This window comes from Streptomyces sp. NPDC006335 (genome assembly GCF_040612795.1).
In the GTDB taxonomy this organism is placed as follows: Bacteria; Actinomycetota; Actinomycetes; order Streptomycetales; family Streptomycetaceae; genus Streptomyces.
In genome coordinates this window covers 153,018-173,268 of record NZ_JBEXQX010000013.1, presented here as the reverse complement: position 1 = coordinate 173,268, position 20,251 = coordinate 153,018, and the positions used below count along the sequence as shown (strand labels likewise).

The following is a 20,251-nucleotide window of genomic DNA, read 5'->3' as shown; positions in this document are numbered from 1 at the left end:
CCGGACATTGACTGACAACACGACACAGGACCATGAACGGCAGGGTCGACCGGGCTATTGGCGGAGGGCGACCTCGGACGGTGATCCCGGCGCAACGGAAAACGGTGCAGACGACGATGTACGACCAGACACGCGCCCAGCAGCCCGACGACCGGTCCTCGGGCTCCGCGGCGCGCCGCACCCAGGGTCCCGGACCGCTGATCCCGTCCGACGAGCGGGACGCGATCGTCCGCCACCTCGGGCACGCCGTCAACCACTTCGCGGACACCCCACGCGAGGCGCTGGAGGAGGCCGAGGCCGCCTTCGACGCAGCGGCCGACGCGCTGGTGAAGGTTCTCGCGGAGCGGCGTGGCGCCCTGCGCAAGAGCTGGAAGGATCAGGACACCGAGACGCGGTCAACTGAACTCCGGCTCGCGCTGCGGGAGTACCGGGAGATCACCGGGCGGCTGCTTCGCGCGTAAGCGGGCGCCCAGATCACGGCGAACGCCAAGCTCGTCATCGACGGCCTGCTGCTCAATTGCAAGAGCGTCCGCCGCCCGCCGGCGGCGATGTCACCGGCAGGCGGGATTCGATCCGTCTACGGTCTCCTGCGCCAACGCCGACGACATCACGCAGACCACGGCCGTGGCCATCCCACAACTACGACGCCTACATGTCTGTGAAATGCGCGGACCGGGTCGCCTTCGTCGTTGCTGCGCGGGCTCCGCCCCCGCAGGGTGGGAGGGCTTCGCCCACCCGCACCGCCTGGCGGAGGCGGCCGGTCGGGGGTTGCGGCATCACTGGGCCACGTATGCGCCGTACTGGTCGGCGAGGACGTTCACGGCCGCCGAGCCGCCGTTGTAGATGCCGATGTACCCGTCCGAGCCGACCGGGGGCGAGACCTCGTTCGGTGTGGTCAGCCCGGTGCCGCAGTCCAGGCTCGCCGTACCCGGCCGGGTGCATCCGTCGGCCCAGGCGGTCGGGTAGCCGCCGATGGCGGGGCTGACGGCGGTCAGTACCAGGTCGGCGGCCGTGCTGCGGACGCGGGGATGCCATGGGCGCCGCTGAACCTGAGCTTCAGTGTCTGGTGCGCTCCGAGTTTGGCGATGTGGCCCTCGGTGCCGGTGCCGGTGCCGGTGCCGTTCCGGGTGCCGGGGGAGCGTGGGCGGCAGGTAGACCGAGCCGGTGCCGGTCGCGTCGGCGTAGCCGAAGACGTCGGTGACCAGTTGCGCGGAGCCGCTGCTGTGGTTGTGGTACGACCTTGCCGTCGGCGAACGGTACGACGATCAGGTTCGACACCGTCTGCCGGCGGGCCAGTCCGAGGGACATGGTCACGGTGTCGATCCCGCCCAACCGTTCGCGCACCGCCGGGCCGGGGACGTCCAGTGGGGCTTCCGCGCGAGCGCGGCAGTAGAACGCCCCTCTCGCCTTGGTTCAGGCAGTCCGGGAGGTACCTCACGGGCACGGTATCGGCGACGCGGCGAACCTCGGCAGGAAGCTCGCGGCGGTGGTGCACGGCTGGTTCGGCGAGAACATCCTCGACACCTACACCACCGAACGGCATCCGGTCTTGACACGCCCCCTGCAGAACACTCGGGCCCAGATCGCTCCGATGTGACCTGATGGACCTCGACGACGCCCACCCGTACCTCGCCGGCATGGACGGCCGGTACGACCTGGGCGACGACCACCGGCTCGTCGGCACCCTGTGCCCGGACATGAAGCTGCGCCTGGAGCGGTCCGACCCGGACGTCGTCACTGCGGTGACCCGGTCGGCGGACCTGCCGCGTGAGGGGCGTGAGCCCCTGCTGGACCTTGTCGACCGCTCGGAGGTCCGCGACGCCGCGGCAGGGTGGACCGGACGGGTCAACGCCGTCACCGCCCGCACGGACAGTGTGGACGTCGACGCCTTGCTGATCCGGGCCGAGGTTGTTGTCGTCCGGGCTTTGCCCTACCGGGCAGGACCTCGACGCCACCACGCTGGTGCGTGAGCTGGCGCATGGTCCGGCCAACCGGCCTGAGCACCGCATTAACAGTCGTCTCAGGTTCGCTCAGTAGGAAGGAGGCATCCGGATAAGCCATGCACCCCGTATGCAGGAGGCAAGTGATGGCAGTCGACGCAGCGCCAAAAAGGAAAGCGCTGCCCCACCACAGCCGCTGCGCGCCGGTGAGCGGTTTCTCGACCTGAGGATGGCCGAAGCCTGCGCGCCCGTGCCGCCGGAGGGCGGTGGCTCGGACGAGCCCGGGCCCGATGATCGATCCGGGCCTGACCAAGACGGAGTTCGTGACCGGGACCCAATTCGCGCCGGAGAACGTTGCCATGGGCTCGGCTGGCAAGTTTTCGGCCGACCGGGCGTGGCCGGCGCTGAGGTCGAAGAGGGGCACACGGCATTGGCACATAGGCGGGCCTGGTAATGACGAAGGGCCTAGCTGAAGTGTCTTGCAGACGGACACCGCACCACACAAGACCTGAGGAGAAAATGACATGAAATACAGCACAAACCCTCTGAAGCAGCTCACGATGGGACGCCGCGGCTTTCTAGCCGGCACGGCACTTGGCATTGGTGCTGGCTTGTCCACGCATGTCATAGTCTCGGCAGCGGACGAGAACGAGACTTCGGAGAAGACTTCGGACATTTCACTGCGGGACCAGGACCTGCCCTTCATCGGTACGGAAGAGACCTTTTCCACCCACGAGTTGATGGTGCTGAACGACAGGCTGTTTCTCGAGGACACTGGTCTTGCCGAGATCGGCCCGCGCCGCATCGCTGCGATGGATGAGGCGGGGCTCAACGTTCAAATCCTCTCCGCACATACGCCAGGTGTGCAGAATGTCCCAGGTCAGAAGGGCATCGATTTTGCGTATCGTCTCAACAAGATGCTCGTCGATGGGCCGATGGCCAGCTATCCGGAGCGTTTTCAGGCATTTGCAACCTTGCCACTTCAGAGTCCGGAGGCCTCGGCAGACGAACTGGAACGCACAGTCCGGGAAGATGGATTCCTGGGATGTCTGACCAATGGAATTACCGGGGAGAAATTCCTCGACCATCCCGACTTTGAGCCACTCCTGGCGCGCGCCGAAGCCCTTGATGTACCGATATACATCCATCCGGGTCTGCCGCCTGACGAGGTTTTCCAGATCTACTACAGCAATATGCGGCCGGAATATCAGAAGGAGTTCCAGGATCAGGTTCTCAGCATCTCTGCATATGGATGGCACCAGGAAGTCGTTACCCAGTGCCTCCGAATGATCACCTCGGGAGTATTCGACAGGCATCCCAATCTCCAGATTATCATCGGCCATATGGGCGAGGGCCTTCCGTTCTTCTACGAACGCATCGTGGAGAAGATGAGCGAGGTAACCGAGAAAAGCCTGGACAAACCGTTCGAGCAGTATTTCCATGACAATTTCTGGTTCACAACCAGCGCATTCCCGCAGACTGAACTTCTCGATCTCCTGCTGAAGCACATAAGCGTGGATCGGGTAATGTTTGCCACCGACTACCCGTTTGCGGACATGAAAAAACAGACCGACTGGTTCCGGGCGGTCGCTTTGCCGCGCGAAGTCAAGGAGAAAATCGCCTTCCGAAATGCGGAAAAACTATTCGGAATGAAAGTCTGACACGTCCCGACGGGCAGAATGATGCCCCGTGAAGTGACGCGCCGGTATCGGCAGAAGTGGAGCGCGGAACAAATCGCACGCCAGCACCACCTCTCTGTCCGGCGCCTTCATGCCCTCTCCAAGGGCAGCGACCTGACCGTCGCCGCGTGGGTCCGACATGAGCGCCTGTTACGAATCCGCCGCGACCTTCTCGTCCCCGCCTCCGCAAGCCACCATCGCAGCGCGATGGGGAGTGCACGACACCAAACACCTTGGCAGGGCTGTGAAAAGCGAGTTCGGAGAAACGGTCAACGACCTACGCCGCGGGGGGGGAGGAGCTTGTTCATGGTCTGGGTCGGCCTCGCTCGGTGATGCTCTCCGGTCGTTCCCCGGCCTTGACCAGGTCGTAGCGGTGGCGGGCCGTCGGCTCTCGGAACCAAGTGGGCGTCCAAGTGCGGGAGTTGACGGTTTCCATGCAGGGGCCGGGAACGTGAGACGTGGGCGGAGGTCTCTGAACCCCCGGCGAGCTCGGGCCCGTGGAGTACTCCTGGTCGCCAGCGAGATAGACGTGGTCGCCCCGGTCGACGGAGGGCCGATCGCGCCGGCTCTTGCCGGGCAGGTCGGGGGCTTCGGTACGGCCGCCAGCGACGCACTCGACCTTTGCGACCGGGTGCGTCGTTTTCAAGACCTGAGCCCGTCTGGCCGTCGCAATGGGTCCGCATGGCCCACCGGCTCACTGATCGACGACGATGCCAAGGATGACGGGCACGTCCGCCATCGCTGACCGGCTGACACGGCAGACCGCCAGGAGCCCAACACGGACTCGAGGGAGCCTCCGAGACGCTGGGGCGGCCATCCGGTCCTCGCCTCGAGAGCAGCACCACCCGGCCCGCATCGACGGACAACAGAGCCCTGAACCTGCCTTTCTCCAGACTTCGCCATGTCTCATGAGACAGATGCCGAGCCGGCATGGGGCATCTCGGCAGGTTCGGGTCCTCTCCGAAGAGCGGCCTCGCGTCATCGGATGTCGGTATGCCGCAGCTCGTCGTCGAGTGTGCGGGTGACCACCGGAGTCGGGGGTCACCGTCTGCCACGCCGACCACCCTGCCCAGACAACCGACGCTCTCAACTCCCATCCTGCGGCGGGGGGGCTAGGTCGTGTCCGCAACGTGGTTGGTGCGTTGGTTTGTTGTGGTGCGTCGTAATGAGCTGACAGATCAGGCGTGGGCGGTGATCGAGCCGTTGCCGGCTCCGCCCCGGATGGGCCGTCCGGTGCGGGATCGCCGTCTGGTGGTCAACGGAATCCTGTGGAAGCTGTCGACCGGGGCGGCCTGTCGGGATCTGCCCGAGCGGTACGGGCCGTGGAAGACGGTCTACGAACGCTTTCGCCGCTGGTCGGCCGACGGAACCTGGGACCGCCTGCCGGCCCACGTCCAGCAGCACTCCGATGCCGTCGGCCCTGTCGACTGGATGGTCGTGTGTGTCGACTCCACCACCGTGCGGCCCCACCAGCACGCGGCCGGGGCCCGAAAAGGGGGCTGTGGCCGGGCGAGGCGATCGGCCGGTCCCGCCTGGCTGACCACGAAGATCCACCTCGCCTGCGACGGACAGGGCCGACCGCTCGCCTTCACCATCACCGCCGGCAACGTCAACGACTGCACCCAGTTCGAGCAGGTCATGGCCCGCATCAGCGTCAGCCGGTGCGGGCCGGGCCGCCCCAGAACGCGGCCGGAGCGGGTCGTCGCGGACAAGGGTTTCTCGTCCACGAAGATCCGCTCCTACCTGCGCAGGCGAGGCATCAAGGCAGCGATCCGGGAACGGATCGACCAGATCAACGGCCGCATCCGCAGGGGCGAGAGCCGCTGCCGGCTCGACCGGGCGGCCTACCGGCGCCGCAACGTCGTCGAACGCTGCTTCAACAAGCTCAAGCACAACAAGGCCCTGGCCACTCGCTACGACAAACTCACCCGCCACTACCAGGCCCTGGTCACCCTCGCCTGCCTACGACTCTGGCTGCCCTGACATTGCGGACACGACCTAGGCCTGTCCGGCGGATCCTGCCGACCGGCGTGCAGTGCTCACCGGGGTCCCGCTCGTTAATCACTCGACCGCCCGTCCGACCTGCGGGAAACTCCCCGCGATGACTCAACGAACCGATACGCCTCCCACCTGGGACGAGCGCACGCAGCTGATCACCTTCCTGGAGTACGCCCGTGACACGGCGCGAGCCAAGTGCGAGGGCGTGTCCGCAGAAGACGCCCGCAGGGCCCCGCTCCCGACCTCACCGTTGATGACCCTGTGCGCGCTGATCAGCCATCTGCGGTGGGTCGAGTACCACTGGGTCCAAGTGATGTACCTGGGAGAGGAACCAGCGGGTCCACTCACGCAGGCGAGTGACGACGACCCCGACCCCGAGATGCGGACAGCCGTCGACATCCCGTTGCCCCAGCTTCTCGCCGAATATGAGGAGCAGAGCGACCGCTACCGTCGCCTGCTGTCCGACCACGACGTGAACTCGAGGGCCGAGCGGCCCATCAGCGACGGCCGCCACGTGGACCTGCGCTGGGTGATCCTCCACCTCATCGAAGAGATCTCCCGACACAACGGGCATCTCGACATCGTGCGAGAGCTCGTCGACGGACGGACCGGCGTCTAGGGCGTTTTGTTTGGATCATCGGATCGTTGGTTTGGGCGTGCCGTTGACTGACGTGCAGTGGGCGCGGGTTGAGCCCTTGCTCCCTGCCCGGACGCCAAAGAGGGGCGGCCGCCGGCGAGACCATCGTGAGGTGATCGATGCGATCGCCTTCTAGTTCCAGACTGGTACGCAGCGGGTCCACCTGCCGGAGCAGTTCGGCAACTGGCGAGGCGTCTACAACCGGCTGCGGATATGGGCCCGCGACGGCACCCGGGAGCGGGTGTTCACCACGCTGATCGCCCAGGCCGAACGCAGACGAAGACCTCGATCGGCTCGTGTCGGTGGACTCTACGATCGTGCGTGCCCACCAGCACGCCGCCGGGGCCCGCAAAAGGGGGCCCCGGTCGGCGAACCGGACACCACGCCATCGGCCGGTCCCGAGGTGGACCAACCACGAAGATCCACCTCGCCGCCGACGGCAGCTGCCGCCCCCTGACCTTCCGTCTCACCGCCGGACAGGCGGGCGTCGCACCCGCTTTTACCCAGTGATGGCACGTCTGCGTGTTCCGCGCCGACGCGGACGGCCCCGCACCAGGCCGGACGTGGTCCTGGCGGACAAGGCGTACTCCTCACGCGCGATCCGCGCATACCTGCACAAGCGCGGGATCCGCACGGTGATCCCGTCCCGGCGGACCAGCAGGCTCACCCGCTGCGGCGCAGCAGACAAGGCGGCAGGCCACCGGCCTTCGACCGCGACGCCTACAAACAGCGCAACACCGCTTAGCGGTGCATCAACCGTCTCAAGCTGTGGCGCGGCATCGCCACCCGCTACGAGAAGACGGCGACCATCTACCTGGCCGGACTCCACGTCGCGGGCATCTTCCTCTGGTCCGCCCACTGAACCGAAACCGCCTAGCGGCGGGTGAGGCGGGTGAGGGTGACCCCGTTCGGGAAGGCGGTGCGCTCGGCGACGTCGAAGACAGTGGGGTCGAAGGCACCGTCGACCACCGGGACGCCGGTGCCGACAATGACTGGATACGTCTTGATCAGCAGCTCGTCAATCTCAGGCATCAGGTTGCCCGCGAGCCGGCCGCCCCCGCAGAGCCAGACGTCCAGGACGCTGCCCACCTCGCCCTTGAGCTCGCGGACCAGGGCGAGCGGGTCACTCGGCACGACAGTGACGGCTGCGTCGGTGTCCGGCTTGAGAGTGCTGGACACCACGTACTGGCGCAGGTGCGCGTACGGGCTGGTGATCCCGTTGTCGAGGGCTGGGCGGTAGGTACCAAGGCCCATGACGACGGTGTCGAAACGCCGGTTGGGCGCGTCGGCGACGCCGACGGCCGCGCGATAAGCGGTCGGGATGGTCTCCGGGTACAGCGCGTTCATCCAAGTCGAATAGGCGGCGGCCTGCTGCTCGTCGCCCTGCGGAAAGAAGTCGAACTCGCCGCCGGGACCGGCGATGCGGCCGTCGAGCGAGACGCCTATGTAGTACACGAGCTTTCGCACAATGGTCCCCCACACGTAGTACTCTGCTTGAAGTGGTTTGAACGTAGTACTACATCTGGAGTGGTGTCAATGGTGAGACGGAATGACCGGCGGCGCGCGGCCCTCGTCGACGCGGCGATCGAGGTGCTGGCCCGGGAAGGCGCACGCGGCCTGACCTTCCGGGCCGTGGATGCTGAGGCGGCCGTTCCCGCCGGTACGGCGTCCAACTACTTCTCCAGTCGCGACGACCTGTTCACTCAGGCCGGCGCCCGGGTCTACGAGCGACTCCAGCCCGACGAGGCCACGATTGCCCGACAGCAGGCGGCCGGCCGTGACCAGGACACCTACGTAGAGCTGATGCGCGAACTCGTCGGCCGGATCGCCTCCTTCCGTACCGGTTACCTCGCGCTGCTGGAACTCCGCCTCGAAGCCACTCGCCGCCCCCAACTGCGCAAGGTCCTCACGGAGCGAGTCCGGGCCGACGTGGATGCCAACGTCGCCTATCACGAGACTTCCGGTTTCCCCGGCGACACCACAGCGGTCAAGCTGCTCATACTGACGCTCAACTGGCTGATCGTTGAACAGCTCACCCTGCCGGACGTCTTCACGGAGGCAGAGCGTGAACAACTGGTAAAGGCCGCAGTGGAACGCATCGTGGCGGCGCAGTAGCTGCTCGGCCCGGGAGACTCCAGTCTGCTGCGGTAGAAGTGAGCCGGACCGGACCGGCCTCGGCAGTCACCCGCTCTTGGTTCCGTCTGCTGATCCGAACGAAACAATCCAAGTCCCTGAGATCGCCAACATGCCTGAACCCCCTGGGATAGCCGTCAGGCATGTTGCTGAACTCCAACTTGGCGCACAGGCCCAACAGTCAGCCAGTACCCCGGGATAACGACGCCGCCCGGCCCTGAACCGTCGTACGCTGGCGCCCAGCGGCTGCTCACGCTCGGTACGCCGCCGCCCGCCCGCCGTACGCGAGCCGCGTGACACGGGGTGCTGTTACGGCTGCGCGTGCCGGTTGTTCACCGGGCCGGGCCGGGCGAGGGCGGGGTGTGTGCCGCGGGCGCGGTGCCATGCCTCGCGCCAGGGGCCGAGAGCGTGCTCGGGGATGTGGCAGCCGGTGAGGAAGGCCTCGTACTGGCGTTGGTCGACGGGCAGGCGTACACGGTTGACGATGCGGGAGGCGTTGGCGAGCGGGAGGACGAACACGTCGGTGCCGGCGCGTCCGGCGCGGCGCTGGAGGGTCCGCAGGGGCGGGGCGCCGTCCTTCTCGTAGGCGGCGGCGAGCGCGGCCAGGAGATCGGCCTCGTTGCGCACGTACGCGGGCGCGGGCGCGTTGAGGGCGCGCAGCCGACCGCGTTCCTCGATCCGGGCCCGGCGCCACAACTTGATCGCGTCGGTGACGGCCCGGGGGTCGTCAGTGATGCCTTTGACGTAAGCGATGACGTTCTCCTCCCGTGGCACGGGGCCGAAAGGGCGCGCGGTGCGCTGGAGGGTGGAGACCGACAGGCCGGTGCGGCGGGACAGCTCGGACCAGGCCGGGCCGCCGTATGTCCAGGTCAGCGAGGCAAGGAAGCCGCCCAGGTCCGCCCGGGTCCGGGTGGCGGGCCTGGCGCTCCGGGTGGTCACGGGCGGGGCTCCTGCGCCGCACGGACGGCGGCCGCGAAGGCACCGAGGAGACGCCCGCCGACGGCACGGCCCCTGAGCGGGCCGGCGAGGCGTGCGCCGGCGAGCGCGATCGCGGCGGCGCCGCTCACGCCGCAGCCGCCCACGAGTACGAGGACGTCGCCGACGCTCAGGCCCCTCATGGCGAGCACACCGCCGATGACGGGAAACACGACGACACCGACGACCTGCACCGTCGCGCCGGGACGGGCACGGGTGTCGGGGACGGGTTCGGGCGGGGAAAGGAGGACGGCACGAGACACGCAAACGCTCCTGCAGGCGGGGCGGCACCGCCCGTGCGCGGGCCACCAGGTGATGGACGGGTCGCAAGTCACCGGCATCCGCGGACAGTTGGCGCTGCCCGGGTGCGGGGCCGGTGCCGCCGAGCATGCCACAGGGTGAGGCCCGGTCGCCTTCCCCCAATGTCCTGAATGTCCGCGAGGTGGTCAGGCCTGTTCCAGCATCCGATGTCACGCGGTGACACCGGGCTCCGGGCCTGGAAGGCCTGCTACGGATCTGCCACATCACGACCAGTCGTTCCGGCCGCCGGTCGACTACCGTCCGCCACGACGATGGTCGCCTGTGTTCCAGCTCTGCTTGCCCCCGGATGAGCGCCGGGTTCATGATGCGAGGCACCCGCTGACCGGCTCCCGGCCGGCGGCGCTCCTGAGCTGTACGGGTCGCACCCTCCACATCAGGACATCCCGCAGGCCGTGTTGGCGCACGTCTGCCGCCGGGGCCGGCCGCACCACATGCACCGCGCCCCGGCCCCGCATCCGTCCGACCAGGGTTCCGAAAGGGACCCGGCCTCCATCCCCCCGCCGCCCCGACAGGGGACACGCCCCACCGCCGACCAACGGCCGGCCCCGCTGGCCGACGTGCTGCTCCGTACCCGCTCCGCCCGCTGCTGCGCCCGCCGTTATGAGGCGGCTTCCCTGCTCCGTAAGGTGGCCGGCCCGCCGCTCGCCGTGGTGGTCAGGCGGCGGATTCGGGTCGGGCGGAGCCCATGCCGTGGGTGAGGAGGTTGGTAGTGGTGATCCAGTCGGGTGGGGTGGTGCCGTTGCGGTGGGCCTCCCGGCTGGCCGACCGGAGCCGCTGGTGAGGGCAGTACTTTCGCCGGACCTCCCTCATCCCGACCGCACCACTGAAAAGGCATACCGCGGCCCCGCCATGGCCGGCGCCCCGACCATGAGGCCGACCACAGCAGGTCGCCGCGGCGGGTGCCGTTTCGGTGGCGGGCAGCTGCTGCTCGCCTGCCTGATGCTGGCGATGCTCTCCGCGAAACGGCGCACCATCGGCAGGGTCTCGGGGCGGTAGCCGGTGTTGAAGTGCATCTGGCCGCGGCAGGTCTGGCCCTGCGGGAACTCCACGGTGTGGCCGAGCCGTTCCAGCTGCTCGGTCACCGCTCGGCCGGCACGGGGGAACATCATGTCGGTGAAACAGGTGATGAAGAGAGCTATGCGCATGGTGCGTCCTGAGCGGCCGGGGAGCCGGTGACGGTCAGGCCGTAGGTCCGCAGAGCGGTTCCGGTGAAGACCTCGTGGCGTTCGGCGGGTTGGAGAGCGGACGTCAACTGCCGTGCGGTGGAGATGACTTCGCCGTAGGTGGCGGCCAGCCGGCAGACGGGCCAGTCGGATCCGAACATCAGCCGCCGCGGTCCGAAGGCCTCCAGCACCGTGTCCGCGTACGGCCGGAGGTCCTCGACGCCCCACTGGCCCCAGTCGGCCTCGGTCACCAGGCCGGAGAGCTTGCAGACGGTGTTGGGCAGCGAGGCCAGCCGGCGCACCGCGTCCGCCCACGGCCGCAGCTCGCCCGAGGCGACGGGGGGCTTGCCCGCGTGATCGAGTACGAAGGTGAGGCCGGGAAGCGATCGGGCGGTCTCGTGCGCGGCTGCGAGCTGACGGGGCCTGACGACCAGGTCGTACACGAGCCCCGCGTCGGCCACCGCGGCGAGCCCACGCAGGACGTCCGGCCGCATCAACCAGTGCGGGTCTGATTCGCCTTGCACCTGGTGCCGGATGCCCACCAGGTGCTCCCCACCCGGCCTCTCCCGCAGTGCCGTGAGCGCGCGGGCGACATCCGGGGAGGTCAGGTCGGTCCAGCCCACGACGCCGGCCACGAGGTCGCTGTCCCGGGCCAAGGCCAGGAACTCGGGTGTCTCCTCAGGAACGTCGACCGTCTGGACCAGGACCGTCGCGGTGACGCCGGCGTCGCGGGCCTCGGACTCCAGATCGGCGAGCAGGAAGTCGCGGCGCAGCGGGGCGAGTTCCAGTCCGGTGATCCAGTCCTGGTCGCGAACGGACAGGTCCCATACATGGTGGTGTGCGTCGATGACGGCCTCAGCCGTGTTCGCCTCCATGGCGCTCACCCTGACGACTCCTCTTGCGGTCGATCGGCTCCCTCGACCGGTGCGGCGCTGGGGACGGGGACGTGCCGGGCCAGTAGCCCCTCGGCGCGCAGTCCGTCCCAGAGCGCGGCCGGTACCGTTCGCCGCAGCTGATCCACCGAGTCGCGGACCTCCTCGGGACAACGTGCGCCGGACAGTACGCTCGCGACCGCAGGATGGCCGAGCGGGAAGCGCAGAGCGGCTGCGCGCAGCGGTACTCCGTGGCGTTCGGTGACCGCCTTCATGCGCAGGGCCCGGTCGATGACGGGCAGCGGGGCGGGCGCATAGTCGTAGGTGGCCCCGGGGCTGGGGTCGGTGAGCAGACCCGAGTTGAACACCCCGCCGACGATGACACTCCTGCCACGGGCGGCGGCCTCTGGCAGTACCTCCGCAAGCCCTTCCTGCTCCAGCAGGGTGTAGCGGCCTGCGAGCAGTACCACGTCGATGTCGGTGTCGCGCAGGAAGCGGGCGGGGAGTGCGCACTGGTTCACTCCGATGCCGATCGCTTTGACGACGCCTTCACCGCGCAGCCGTTCCAGCGCCGGATATGCCTCGGTGAGAGCTTGCTCGGCGTGGTGGTCCGGGTCGTGCAGCAAGGCGATGTCGACACGGTCCAGGCCGAGGCGGTCAAGGCTCGCTTCCAGGGAGTGCAGGACTCCGTCGCGGCTGAAGTCCCAGACCCGCCGGTGGGTGTCGCGCACGGCGAAGCCATGCGCGAGATCGTCGCCGCGGCCGCCTTCAGGGTTGGGTTCGAGCAGTCGTCCGACCTTGGTGGAGACGGTGTACGTGTCGCGGTCGCGGTCGCGCAGGGCGGTGCCCAGGCGTCGCTCGGACAGCCCGAGTCCGTAGTGCGGGGCCGTGTCGAAGGTGCGTACACCCACGTCCCAGGCCGCTTCCACCGTGGCGAAAGCGGCCTCGTCGGTGACCGGGCGGAAGAGGTTGCCGATGCCGGCGGCCCCGAACGACAGCTCGGTGACCCTGACGTCGGTGGTGCCCAGCGTGGTCGTTCTCATGAGCCGGCCGCCGGTCGCAGCCGGAGTCCCTGCATGCCGCCGTCAACGGCGAGGGCGATACCGGTGACGGCGGCTGCGGCGGGACTCGCCAGGTAGACCACGGCCGCCGCCACCTCGTCCGCGCTGACCAGGCGGCCCAGGGGCTGGCGTGCGTCGAGGGCGGCGCGTTCCGCCGCTGGGTCGTCCGTGGCGTCCAGGAGCCGGGTCACCCAGGGGGTGTCGGCGGTGCCGGGGGTGACACAGTTGACGCGGACGCCCTCACGGACGTGGTCCGCGGCCATCGCCAGGGTCAGCGACAGCACCGCACCCTTGCTCGCGGAGTACAGGGCGCGCCGGGGAAGGCCCGCGGTGGCCGCGATCGAGCATGTGTTGACGACCGCCGCGCGCGAAGAGTGCCGTAGATACGGCAGGGCGGCCCGGGTGGTGCGCACCGTTCCGAGGACGTTGACGTCCAGGACGCGGTGCCACTCCTCATCCGGGTTGTCCTCGACGGTACCGACGGCGCCGATGCCCGCGTTGTTGACCAGGATGTCCAGGCCACCGAGCTCTACGGCAGCAGTGTCCACGGCGGCACGTACCGAGGCGTCGTCGCCGAGGTCGGCCTTGATGGCGATCAGCGGTTCGGGGGCGCCGGAGGGGGCGAGGTCGAGGACGGCCACGGTGGCGCCTTGCTCGGCCAGCATCCGGGACGTGGCCAGCCCGATGCCGGACGCGCCGCCGGTGACGACGGCCTTGAGCCCGGACAGGCCGCTCATACGGCTCAAAGGGGTGCCTTTCACGCTTGACCGAAACTCTGGCGCTGGGCGCCGAGACCGTCGACGGAGAGCTCGACGGTGTCGCCCGGGCGGAGGTAGGGGGGGCCGGGGAGGCCGAGGGCGACGCCCGCGGGAGTACCGGTGTTGATCACGTCGCCCGGCTCCAGGACCATGTACTGGCTCAGGTAGTCCACGATGTGGTCGACCGGGAAGATCATGTCGCTGGTGTGGCCGTCCTGCCGCTTCACGCCGTTGACGCTCAGATGCAGCCCGAGGCTCTGTGGGTCACCGACCTCGTCGGCGGTGACCAGCCACGGTCCTAGCGGGTTGAAGGTCTCGCAGGACTTGCCCAGGTCCCACTGCGAGGAGTACTCCAGCTGGAACTCGCGCTCGGAGACGTCGTGGCTGATCGCGTACCCGGCGATGACGGCACGTGCGGCTTGTGGTCCGTCGAGGTAGCGGGCCCGCTGTCCTATGACGACCGCCAGCTCGACCTCCCAGTCGGTCTTCACGGAGCCGCGGGGGATCAGTACCTCGTCGTACGGTCCGACCACCGTGCCCGTGTCCTTCATGAACACCACCGGCCGCGGGGGCATCGCCGCACCGGTCTCGGCTGCGTGGTCGCGGTAGTTCAGCCCCACGCAGACGACCTTGCCGGGGCGGGCTACGGGTGCTCGGATCCGCACACCGTCCGCGTCCAGTTCGGGCAGTGCTCCTGCCGCGACCGCCGCCCGGGCCCGATCGACACCCTCCGAGGCGAGGAAGGCACCGTCGATGTCGGAGGTCACGGAGGACAGGTCGAGCAGCCGGCCTCCCCCGGTGCGGACTGCGGGACGCTCCTCGCCGGGCGCGCCTACTCGTAGAAGTTTCACTGGGCGTTCCTTGCCATGGGTGGTTGTCGGGTGGCTCGGGCGAGGGTGGGGGATCAGGGGTGAGCGTCACGGTGTGCCGGGATCGCTCAGATGCCAGATCTCGGTCAGGTCCGACCAGTTGCCTCCGGCGCCGGTATCGGCCCAGGGCTCCTGGCAGGGGCCGGTGAGCTTCCACCAGGCCTGGGTGGTCGGGTCGGCGCCGATCGCGGCCATGTCGGCCTCGAAGTCGTCACCGTGGTACTCGAAGTAGGCGAACAGGGTGTCCTCGCGCAGAAAGATGCTGTAGTTGCGGATGTTCGCGGCCCGCAGCGCGGCCTCCACGCCCGGCCAGACCGCGGAGTGCAGGCGCAGATACGGTTCGCGGTGCTCGGGCCGCAGGCGGATCGTCTGGGCAACCCGTTTCATCGAGGTCCTTCCGGCGAGTGTGGGAGGCGTCGCCCATACAGCGGCGTAGCCACTACGGCGCGGCGCCGAGGGTGTGGCTGCCGGCTCACTCCTTTGTCGCGCCGGCGAGCATGCCGGCCACCAGGGCTCGCTGGGAGAAGAGGAAGACGATCAGGACCGGCACGATGGTCACGAGGGTGGCCAGGGCCAGTTCGGGTCGCATGATCTGGTTTGCCGTGCCGCTGGAGGTGTTGAACAGCGGTGAGGCGGCGAGCAGGTTGTTCAGGCCCACCTGCGCCGGATACTGGGAGTTGTCGGGCAGCATCACGAACGGCAGGAAGAAGTTGTTCCAGTTGCCGACGAAGTTGAAGAAGCCGACCAGGGCGATCACGGGCTTGGCCAGTGGCAGCGCGACGAGCCGGAAGACCTGCCACTCCGAGCAGCCGTCGATGCGCGCTGCGGACAGCAGGTCGGAGGGGACGTTGGAGGAGAAGTAGATGTAGGTGAGGTAGACCCCGAACGGGAAGAACGAGAAGGGCAGGATCACCGACCAGATCGTGCCGTCCAGGTGCACGGCGTTCATCCCCAGGTACAGGGGGAGCACCATCGCCGCGGTCGGCATGAGCATCACGAGCATGGTGATGGTCAGCAGCATCCGGCGCCCGATGAACTGGGTGAGGGCCAGCGCGTACCCGGCGGGGATCGACGTCACGAGGGTCACGGCCAGCGCGCCGAACGTGTAGAGCGCCGAGTTCTGCAGCCAGGTGAGGATCGCGCCGTCCTGGAACGCGTACAGGTGGTGCCAGGCGTCGGCGACCTCGCCGAGCGAGCCGAACGAGAACGGGTTGTCCCGCACGATCTGGCTGTCGGTCTTGGTCGTGGCCAGCAGGAGCCACACCACCGGTACGCAGAAGAACAGTGTGAACAGGCCCATGACGACGAGCCAGGCCAGCCGGGCGGCCAGTGAGCGTGGGCGGCGCGTCCGGCGCATGGGTTTCCTCGGGCTGGTGCGGTCGTCGGCACGGTGGCCCGGCGGGGTTCGGCGGGCTGTGGCGGTGGGAGCTGTGGTCATCCTTTGTCCCTGTCGAACAGGCCGGTGCGGAAGACGACGAGCGCCGCGCAGGCGAGGCCCAGGACGAGGAGGTCGACGGAGAGCGCCGCCGCGCCGTTGAAGTCGCCTGCCTGGAAGGCGTACTGGTAGGAGAGCTGGTTCGGTGACCAGCTGTCGGGGATCATGCCCCAGCTGGCGAGGGAGACCAGTTGCGGCTCGACGAAGAGCTGGGTGCCGGCCGCGAAGGCCAGGATCAGCATGTACGCGATCCACTTGGTCATCATCGGGATCTGGATGTGAAGGGCGATCTGGAGCGTGCTGGCGCCGTCGATGCGAGCGGCCTCCAGGATCTCGTCGGGGATGCTGTTGAGCGCCCCGTACATGACCACGATCCAGCCACCGGCCCCGGTCCAGAAGGCGATGACCGTGAAGAGCACCGGCAGGTGATCGGGGGCGTTGACCTGGGCGAGGGTGTTCCAGCCGAAGCTCTTCAGCAGCCATCCGACGGGACTGGCGGCCGGGTCGAGGAGGATCAGGAAGAGCAGTACGCTCGCCACCCCGGCGAGGGCACCCGGCAGGTAGAACAGGAACCGCAGGCTGGTGGAGGCCCTGCGCATGCGGCCGTGCAGCATCAGGGCGAGCAGCACGACCAGGATCATCAGGCTGGCCAGCCACACCACCAGGTACAGGCCGATGTGGAGGAAGGCCGGTCCGAAGCGGTAGTCGGCGAAGGTCCTGGTGAAGTTGCCGATTCCGACGAGTTGGTTGCGGGAGTTGGACAGCGCCAGCCACACCGCGTAACCGGTGGGCAGGACGCCGAAGGCGAGCAGGAGGAGGACGTAGCCGGAGACGAAGAGGTAACCGGCGCGTCCGACCGGGTTGCGGGCCGAGCGGCCGCCGCGGTGGCCGCTCCGCTCCGTTGCGGGGTGGGTGGTCATCGGTCCGCTTCGCTAGTTGACGGTGTATCCGAGGGACTTGGCCTTGTCGGTGATGGCCGTCTGCCAGGTGTCCAGGGTGTCGGTGAGGGTCTTGCCGGAGTTCATGGCAGGGATCACGGTGGAGGAGTAGATCGCTTCCTGGCTGTACTGGGTGGCGGACCAGCCGGGCCAGATCAGTTCCGCGGATTCCGTGAAGACGGGGCTGACGTCCTCGGCGAAGTAGCCGGTCTTCTTCTGGTTGGCGAGCCAGGTGACCGCGGCCTTCTTGTACGCGGGGTAGGTGCCCGCGGTGCCCTGGTAGGCGTCGGAGGTCGCCATCCAGGTCACCAGGTCGGAAGCCGCCTGGAGGTTCTTGCTGTGGGAGGAGACGAACCACAGACCACCGCCGACGTTGCCGGTGTAGTTCTTGGTGTCGCCCTCGAACTTCAGTGGCGAGGCGGCGGTGATCTGCCCCTTGGGGATCTTGAAGGTGGAGTTGAAGAGCACCTGGCCGAACCAGGAGGGGCCGGGGAGCATGAGGACCTTGCTCGCCTCGTTCTTGACGAAGCCGGCGCTGAAGACGGTGTCCTTGGAGACCGAGCCCTTGGCGATCAGGCTGTCGAGCAGCTTGGCCATCCGGGTGCACTTGGAATCCCGCAGGTCGACCTTGACCTTCCTGGCGCCGGTCGCCGTGCTGGCAGGGCACTGGCTCGCCCAGAAGTACACCTCGGCGCTCCAGGCGTCCCCGGCGGTTCCGACCAGGTAGCCGGGGTGCTCCTTGGCGACCTTCTCGCCGAGAGCCTGGTACTCCTCCCAGGTGGTCGGGACGGAGTACCCGAACTCGTCCATGAGCTTCTCGTTGTACCAGAGCACGTTCTGCGCCAGGTCGTTGCGAACGCAGTAGGTGTTGCCGTTGAAGGTGCAGGGGTTCAGCGCGCCGTCCGCGAAGCCCTTCAGCGTGGACTGGGGTATCACGTCCTGGTTGACGGGTGCGGCGTAGGGGGTCTTGCCCTGGGATGCCCAGGTGCCGTCGTTGACGTTGGCGCTGAAGGCGACGTCGGGCCACCCGCTGCCGGTGCGATCGAACAGCTGGACCTTGGTCTGCAGGTCGTTGGCGCCGTTGGCGTCCCCGCTGTACGTGACGATCTTCAACTTCACGTCCGGGTGCGCCTTCTGGTACGCCTCCACACCGGGCACGCGGGTGGCGTCTGCCCAGACCGTGATCTCACTGCCCTTCTCCTGGGCGACCGGCTTGAAGGCCGCCGGGGAGGAAGTCGCCGCGGGGGCGGGGTCCGCGCTGCCGCAGGCGGCGAGCCCGAGCAGGGAGACGGCGCCCAGGGCGGCGACGGCCGCGTGTCTGAGCTGACGGCGGGAGGAAACCGGAACGTCGTTGTTCATGACTGACCTCGGATCTTGGAGAAGCGGCGCACTGCGGTGAGGGGCGCCGCGTTCGGGGAGTTGGGGACGGGTGGTCGGCCTGGAGTTCCGGTCGTCATGCCCGGGGTGGAGTGACGGTCTCCTTGTCGACAAATGACTGGAGGGCGGGAGGGTAGTCCAGGCCCGCCGGAAGTGCGACGCCCGGAGCAGTGGGAGCGTGAACGAGGCCGCGGGCGTCGATGCCGCTTTCACGGCTGATGGGATTGCCCATGACCAGTGACTCGTAGTAGGTGGTGTTCGAGATGGCCATGCACAGGTGCCGGTTGGGGATCTCCGGCCCGTGCACCTCGGCGCGCAGCCGGTAGGCGTCGGCGAGGTGGGCGGTGCGCATCGCGCCGGTGAAGCCGCCGCGCAGTTGGGTGGAGGCGCGGACGCCGAAGGTGGCGGCGCCGGCCTGGATGAAATCGGCCGAGTTCATGTGCGCCCCGTCGGAGGTCTCGGCCACGAGGAGGGGAACGGCCACCGCGTCGGCGAGGCGCTTGTACGCGGTGACGCTGAACTCCCTCATCGGCTCCTCGTACCAGAGGTAGTCGGCGTCCGAGAGGGCGTGCCCGACGTAGATGGCGTCGGGGAGGTCGAAGCCCGCCGAGCCGTCGAACATCAGTGGGATGTCGTCCCCCACATGCTCGCGCAATGCCACCGACAGGCGGGCATCCCGCCGGGCGTCACCCCACGCGTGGAGCTTGATGGCGGGATAGCCGAGCTCCAGGGCCTGGTCGGCGATGTCCAGGTACTCCTCGATCGAGGAGTAGGTGACGGTGGAGGCGTACGCCGGTATGGAGGTGCGGTAACCGCCGAGCATCTGCCAGGTCGGCCGGTCGGCGAGCCGCCCGGCCAGGTCCCACAGTGCGGTGTCGACCAGTCCCAGCAGGTAGAGCGGTAGCTCCTCCGTGCGGTCCAGCTCCCACATGCGGTGCCAGAGCCATTCCCGCTGCAGGGGATCCTGCCCCACCAACTCGGTGCGGAGCACCCGGTCCAACAGGTCCGCCAGGATGACCCCGCTGCCCCGCCGAGGAGCCATTGCCACCCCCTCGGCCCCTTCGTCCGTGCGGATGCGCAGCACCGCGGCCTCACCGTCGGCCGGGCTGCCCAGGAGCCCGTCCCGCCAGACGAAGGACGGGCTGGCTCCCGGCACCCGGACCAGATGGCATTCGACTGCGGTGATGTGCACGGCTTGCACTCCTTGGGAGCGGGAAGTACTGCTGCGAAATTTTCGTGTAACGTAAGTCGTCATACGAATGCTGTCAAGAAGTTCCGCCCAGTAGACTCGCCGTCATCCGCAGCAGCAAGGGGGTCCGCATGGCCAAGGACAACGTCGGCAGAGCAGGGGAGTCGGCCGTTCTCAAGCCCTGGCCCAAGCGTCCGGCCCGGCTGGCGCAGGCTGTCACGGAAAGCCTTACCGACGCGATCGTGTCGGGCGCCATTCCTCCCGGATCGACCCTGCCCGTCGAACCCGAACTCTGTGAGACGTTCGGCGTCAGCCGCATCACCATCCGCGAGGCGGTCAAGTCCCTGGAGGCCAAGGGGCTGGTCCTCGCCCGGCAGGGTTCCGGCACCACCGTGACCCCGCCCGAGGAATGGAACCTCCTCGACCCCGTCGTGCTCGCCGCCACCGTCCAGCACGACGACCAGCTCGTCGTCCTCGACCAGTTGGTCGACATCCGCTCGACGCTGGAAGCCCAGATGACGGCACAGGCCGCGGAGCTGGCCACCGACGACGACCTGCGAGCCATCGAGCGGTTGCTCGCCCAGCTCGACGAGGAGACCCTCGTCCCGGCACGCTTCATCGAGACCGATGTGGTCTTCCATGACCGGATCATGCAGGCATCCCGCAACAGGCTCGGGCGTTCCATCATCCGGATCCTGCACGCACAGGCGCGCACGACGTACCTCTACAACGGCACACCGGACGCGACCGCGTGCGAGCGGGCCAACGCGGAGCACCGCGCCGTCGCCGAGCGGCTGCTGGACCGTGACCCCGACGGCGCCGCGCAGGCCATGGCGGCACACATCCAGACGGCGTGGAGTCGCCGCCGCTTGCCGAATGTGAGTTCCCCCGTCTCCTGAGGGCACT

The 20,251-nt window shown here is 68.3% G+C and carries 20 protein-coding genes and 3 pseudogenes; 9 read left to right on the top strand and 14 right to left on the bottom strand.

Annotated features, from left to right (window positions below):
* The first annotated feature begins 116 nt into the window (after nt 1–116).
* The 4 genes from ABZ098_RS31015 (at nt 117) to ABZ098_RS31000 (ending at nt 3,601) form a co-directional block, all read left to right on the top strand.
* Entirely contained in the window at nt 117–461 is a 345-nt protein-coding gene (locus tag ABZ098_RS31015) for a hypothetical protein (protein ID WP_356596750.1), read from the top strand.
* A 947-nt stretch (nt 462–1,408) separates the two neighbouring features.
* The gene (locus ABZ098_RS31010) at nt 1,409–1,597 is read left to right on the top strand and encodes an FAD-dependent monooxygenase (RefSeq protein WP_356596748.1); all 189 of its coding nucleotides are present in this window, start codon (nt 1,409–1,411) and stop codon (nt 1,595–1,597) included.
* Nucleotides 1,598–1,601: 4 nt separating this feature from the next.
* On the top strand, nt 1,602–1,970 hold the full coding sequence (locus tag ABZ098_RS31005) for a hypothetical protein (protein ID WP_356596746.1): 369 nt from the start codon (nt 1,602–1,604) through the stop codon (nt 1,968–1,970).
* A gap of 494 nt (nt 1,971–2,464) precedes the next feature.
* On the top strand, nt 2,465–3,601 hold the full coding sequence (locus ABZ098_RS31000; RefSeq protein WP_356596744.1) for an amidohydrolase family protein: 1,137 nt from the start codon (nt 2,465–2,467) through the stop codon (nt 3,599–3,601).
* Nucleotides 3,602–3,923: 322 nt separating this feature from the next.
* On the opposite strand, the pseudogene ABZ098_RS30995 reads toward ABZ098_RS31000, so the two are convergent.
* Nucleotides 3,924–4,114: pseudogene (locus tag ABZ098_RS30995) on the bottom strand (transposase); the annotation flags it as partial.
* 660 nt (nt 4,115–4,774) lie between these two features.
* On the opposite strand from ABZ098_RS30995, the gene ABZ098_RS30990 reads away from it, so the two are divergent.
* The 3 genes and pseudogenes from ABZ098_RS30990 (at nt 4,775) to ABZ098_RS30980 (ending at nt 7,116) form a co-directional block, all read left to right on the top strand.
* Nucleotides 4,775–5,602, top strand: a complete 828-nt coding sequence (locus ABZ098_RS30990) for an IS5 family transposase (protein WP_356596742.1) — start codon at nt 4,775–4,777, stop codon at nt 5,600–5,602.
* A gap of 118 nt (nt 5,603–5,720) precedes the next feature.
* On the top strand, nt 5,721–6,236 hold the full coding sequence (locus ABZ098_RS30985) for a DinB family protein (protein WP_356596740.1): 516 nt from the start codon (nt 5,721–5,723) through the stop codon (nt 6,234–6,236).
* Nucleotides 6,237–6,267: 31 nt separating this feature from the next.
* Nucleotides 6,268–7,116 (top strand): annotated as a pseudogene (locus ABZ098_RS30980) (IS5 family transposase).
* 11 nt (nt 7,117–7,127) lie between these two features.
* Here the strand turns inward: ABZ098_RS30980 and ABZ098_RS30975 are convergent.
* Nucleotides 7,128–7,721, bottom strand: coding sequence for a dihydrofolate reductase family protein (locus ABZ098_RS30975; RefSeq protein WP_356596738.1), 594 nt, complete (start codon nt 7,719–7,721; stop codon nt 7,128–7,130).
* Nucleotides 7,722–7,790: 69 nt separating this feature from the next.
* On the opposite strand from ABZ098_RS30975, the gene ABZ098_RS30970 reads away from it, so the two are divergent.
* Nucleotides 7,791–8,369 carry a TetR family transcriptional regulator gene (locus ABZ098_RS30970; RefSeq protein WP_356596736.1) on the top strand — a complete coding sequence of 193 codons (579 nt, stop codon included), beginning with the start codon at nt 7,791–7,793 and terminating at the stop codon, nt 8,367–8,369.
* 327 nt (nt 8,370–8,696) lie between these two features.
* Here the strand turns inward: ABZ098_RS30970 and ABZ098_RS30965 are convergent, their stop codons facing one another.
* The 12 genes and pseudogenes from ABZ098_RS30965 to ABZ098_RS30910 all read right to left on the bottom strand — a co-directional run bounded on the left by ABZ098_RS30965 (nt 8,697) and on the right by ABZ098_RS30910 (nt 19,348).
* A complete protein-coding gene (locus ABZ098_RS30965; RefSeq protein WP_356596734.1) occupies nt 8,697–9,326 on the bottom strand; it encodes a hypothetical protein in 630 nt (209 codons plus the stop codon).
* Entirely contained in the window at nt 9,323–9,625 is a 303-nt protein-coding gene (locus ABZ098_RS30960) for a hypothetical protein (protein WP_356596732.1), read from the bottom strand. Before ABZ098_RS30960 ends, ABZ098_RS30965 begins: the two co-directional genes overlap by 4 nt.
* Before the next feature lie 1,011 nt (nt 9,626–10,636).
* Nucleotides 10,637–10,828: pseudogene (locus ABZ098_RS30955) on the bottom strand ((Fe-S)-binding protein); the annotation flags it as partial.
* The gene (locus tag ABZ098_RS30950; protein WP_356596897.1) at nt 10,819–11,721 is read right to left on the bottom strand and encodes an amidohydrolase family protein; all 903 of its coding nucleotides are present in this window, start codon (nt 11,719–11,721) and stop codon (nt 10,819–10,821) included. The gene ABZ098_RS30950 and the pseudogene ABZ098_RS30955, both read right to left, overlap by 10 nt.
* A 5-nt stretch (nt 11,722–11,726) precedes the next feature.
* A complete protein-coding gene (locus ABZ098_RS30945) occupies nt 11,727–12,761 on the bottom strand; it encodes an aldo/keto reductase (protein ID WP_356596730.1) in 1,035 nt (344 codons plus the stop codon).
* On the bottom strand, nt 12,758–13,516 hold the full coding sequence (locus ABZ098_RS30940) for an SDR family oxidoreductase (RefSeq protein WP_356596727.1): 759 nt from the start codon (nt 13,514–13,516) through the stop codon (nt 12,758–12,760). The genes ABZ098_RS30945 and ABZ098_RS30940 overlap by 4 nt, the downstream gene beginning before the upstream one ends.
* 20 nt (nt 13,517–13,536) lie before the next feature.
* A complete protein-coding gene (locus tag ABZ098_RS30935; RefSeq protein ID WP_356596725.1) occupies nt 13,537–14,388 on the bottom strand; it encodes a fumarylacetoacetate hydrolase family protein in 852 nt (283 codons plus the stop codon).
* A 66-nt stretch (nt 14,389–14,454) separates the two neighbouring features.
* A complete protein-coding gene (locus ABZ098_RS30930; protein WP_356596723.1) occupies nt 14,455–14,793 on the bottom strand; it encodes an L-rhamnose mutarotase in 339 nt (112 codons plus the stop codon).
* An 85-nt stretch (nt 14,794–14,878) separates the two neighbouring features.
* Complete coding sequence (locus tag ABZ098_RS30925; RefSeq protein WP_356596895.1) at nt 14,879–15,763, bottom strand: carbohydrate ABC transporter permease; 885 nt, start codon at nt 15,761–15,763, stop codon at nt 14,879–14,881.
* A 77-nt stretch (nt 15,764–15,840) separates the two neighbouring features.
* Nucleotides 15,841–16,761, bottom strand: a complete 921-nt coding sequence (locus ABZ098_RS30920; protein ID WP_356596721.1) for a sugar ABC transporter permease — start codon at nt 16,759–16,761, stop codon at nt 15,841–15,843.
* Nucleotides 16,762–16,773: 12 nt separating this feature from the next.
* On the bottom strand, nt 16,774–18,138 hold the full coding sequence (locus ABZ098_RS30915; protein ID WP_356596719.1) for an ABC transporter substrate-binding protein: 1,365 nt from the start codon (nt 18,136–18,138) through the stop codon (nt 16,774–16,776).
* 94 nt (nt 18,139–18,232) lie between these two features.
* Nucleotides 18,233–19,348, bottom strand: coding sequence for an enolase C-terminal domain-like protein (locus ABZ098_RS30910; RefSeq protein WP_356596717.1), 1,116 nt, complete (start codon nt 19,346–19,348; stop codon nt 18,233–18,235).
* A gap of 128 nt (nt 19,349–19,476) precedes the next feature.
* Here ABZ098_RS30910 and ABZ098_RS30905 point away from each other — a divergent pair, with 128 nt between their 5' ends.
* A complete protein-coding gene (locus tag ABZ098_RS30905) occupies nt 19,477–20,244 on the top strand; it encodes a FadR/GntR family transcriptional regulator (RefSeq protein ID WP_356596715.1) in 768 nt (255 codons plus the stop codon).
* The last annotated feature ends 7 nt before the right edge of the window (nt 20,245–20,251 follow it).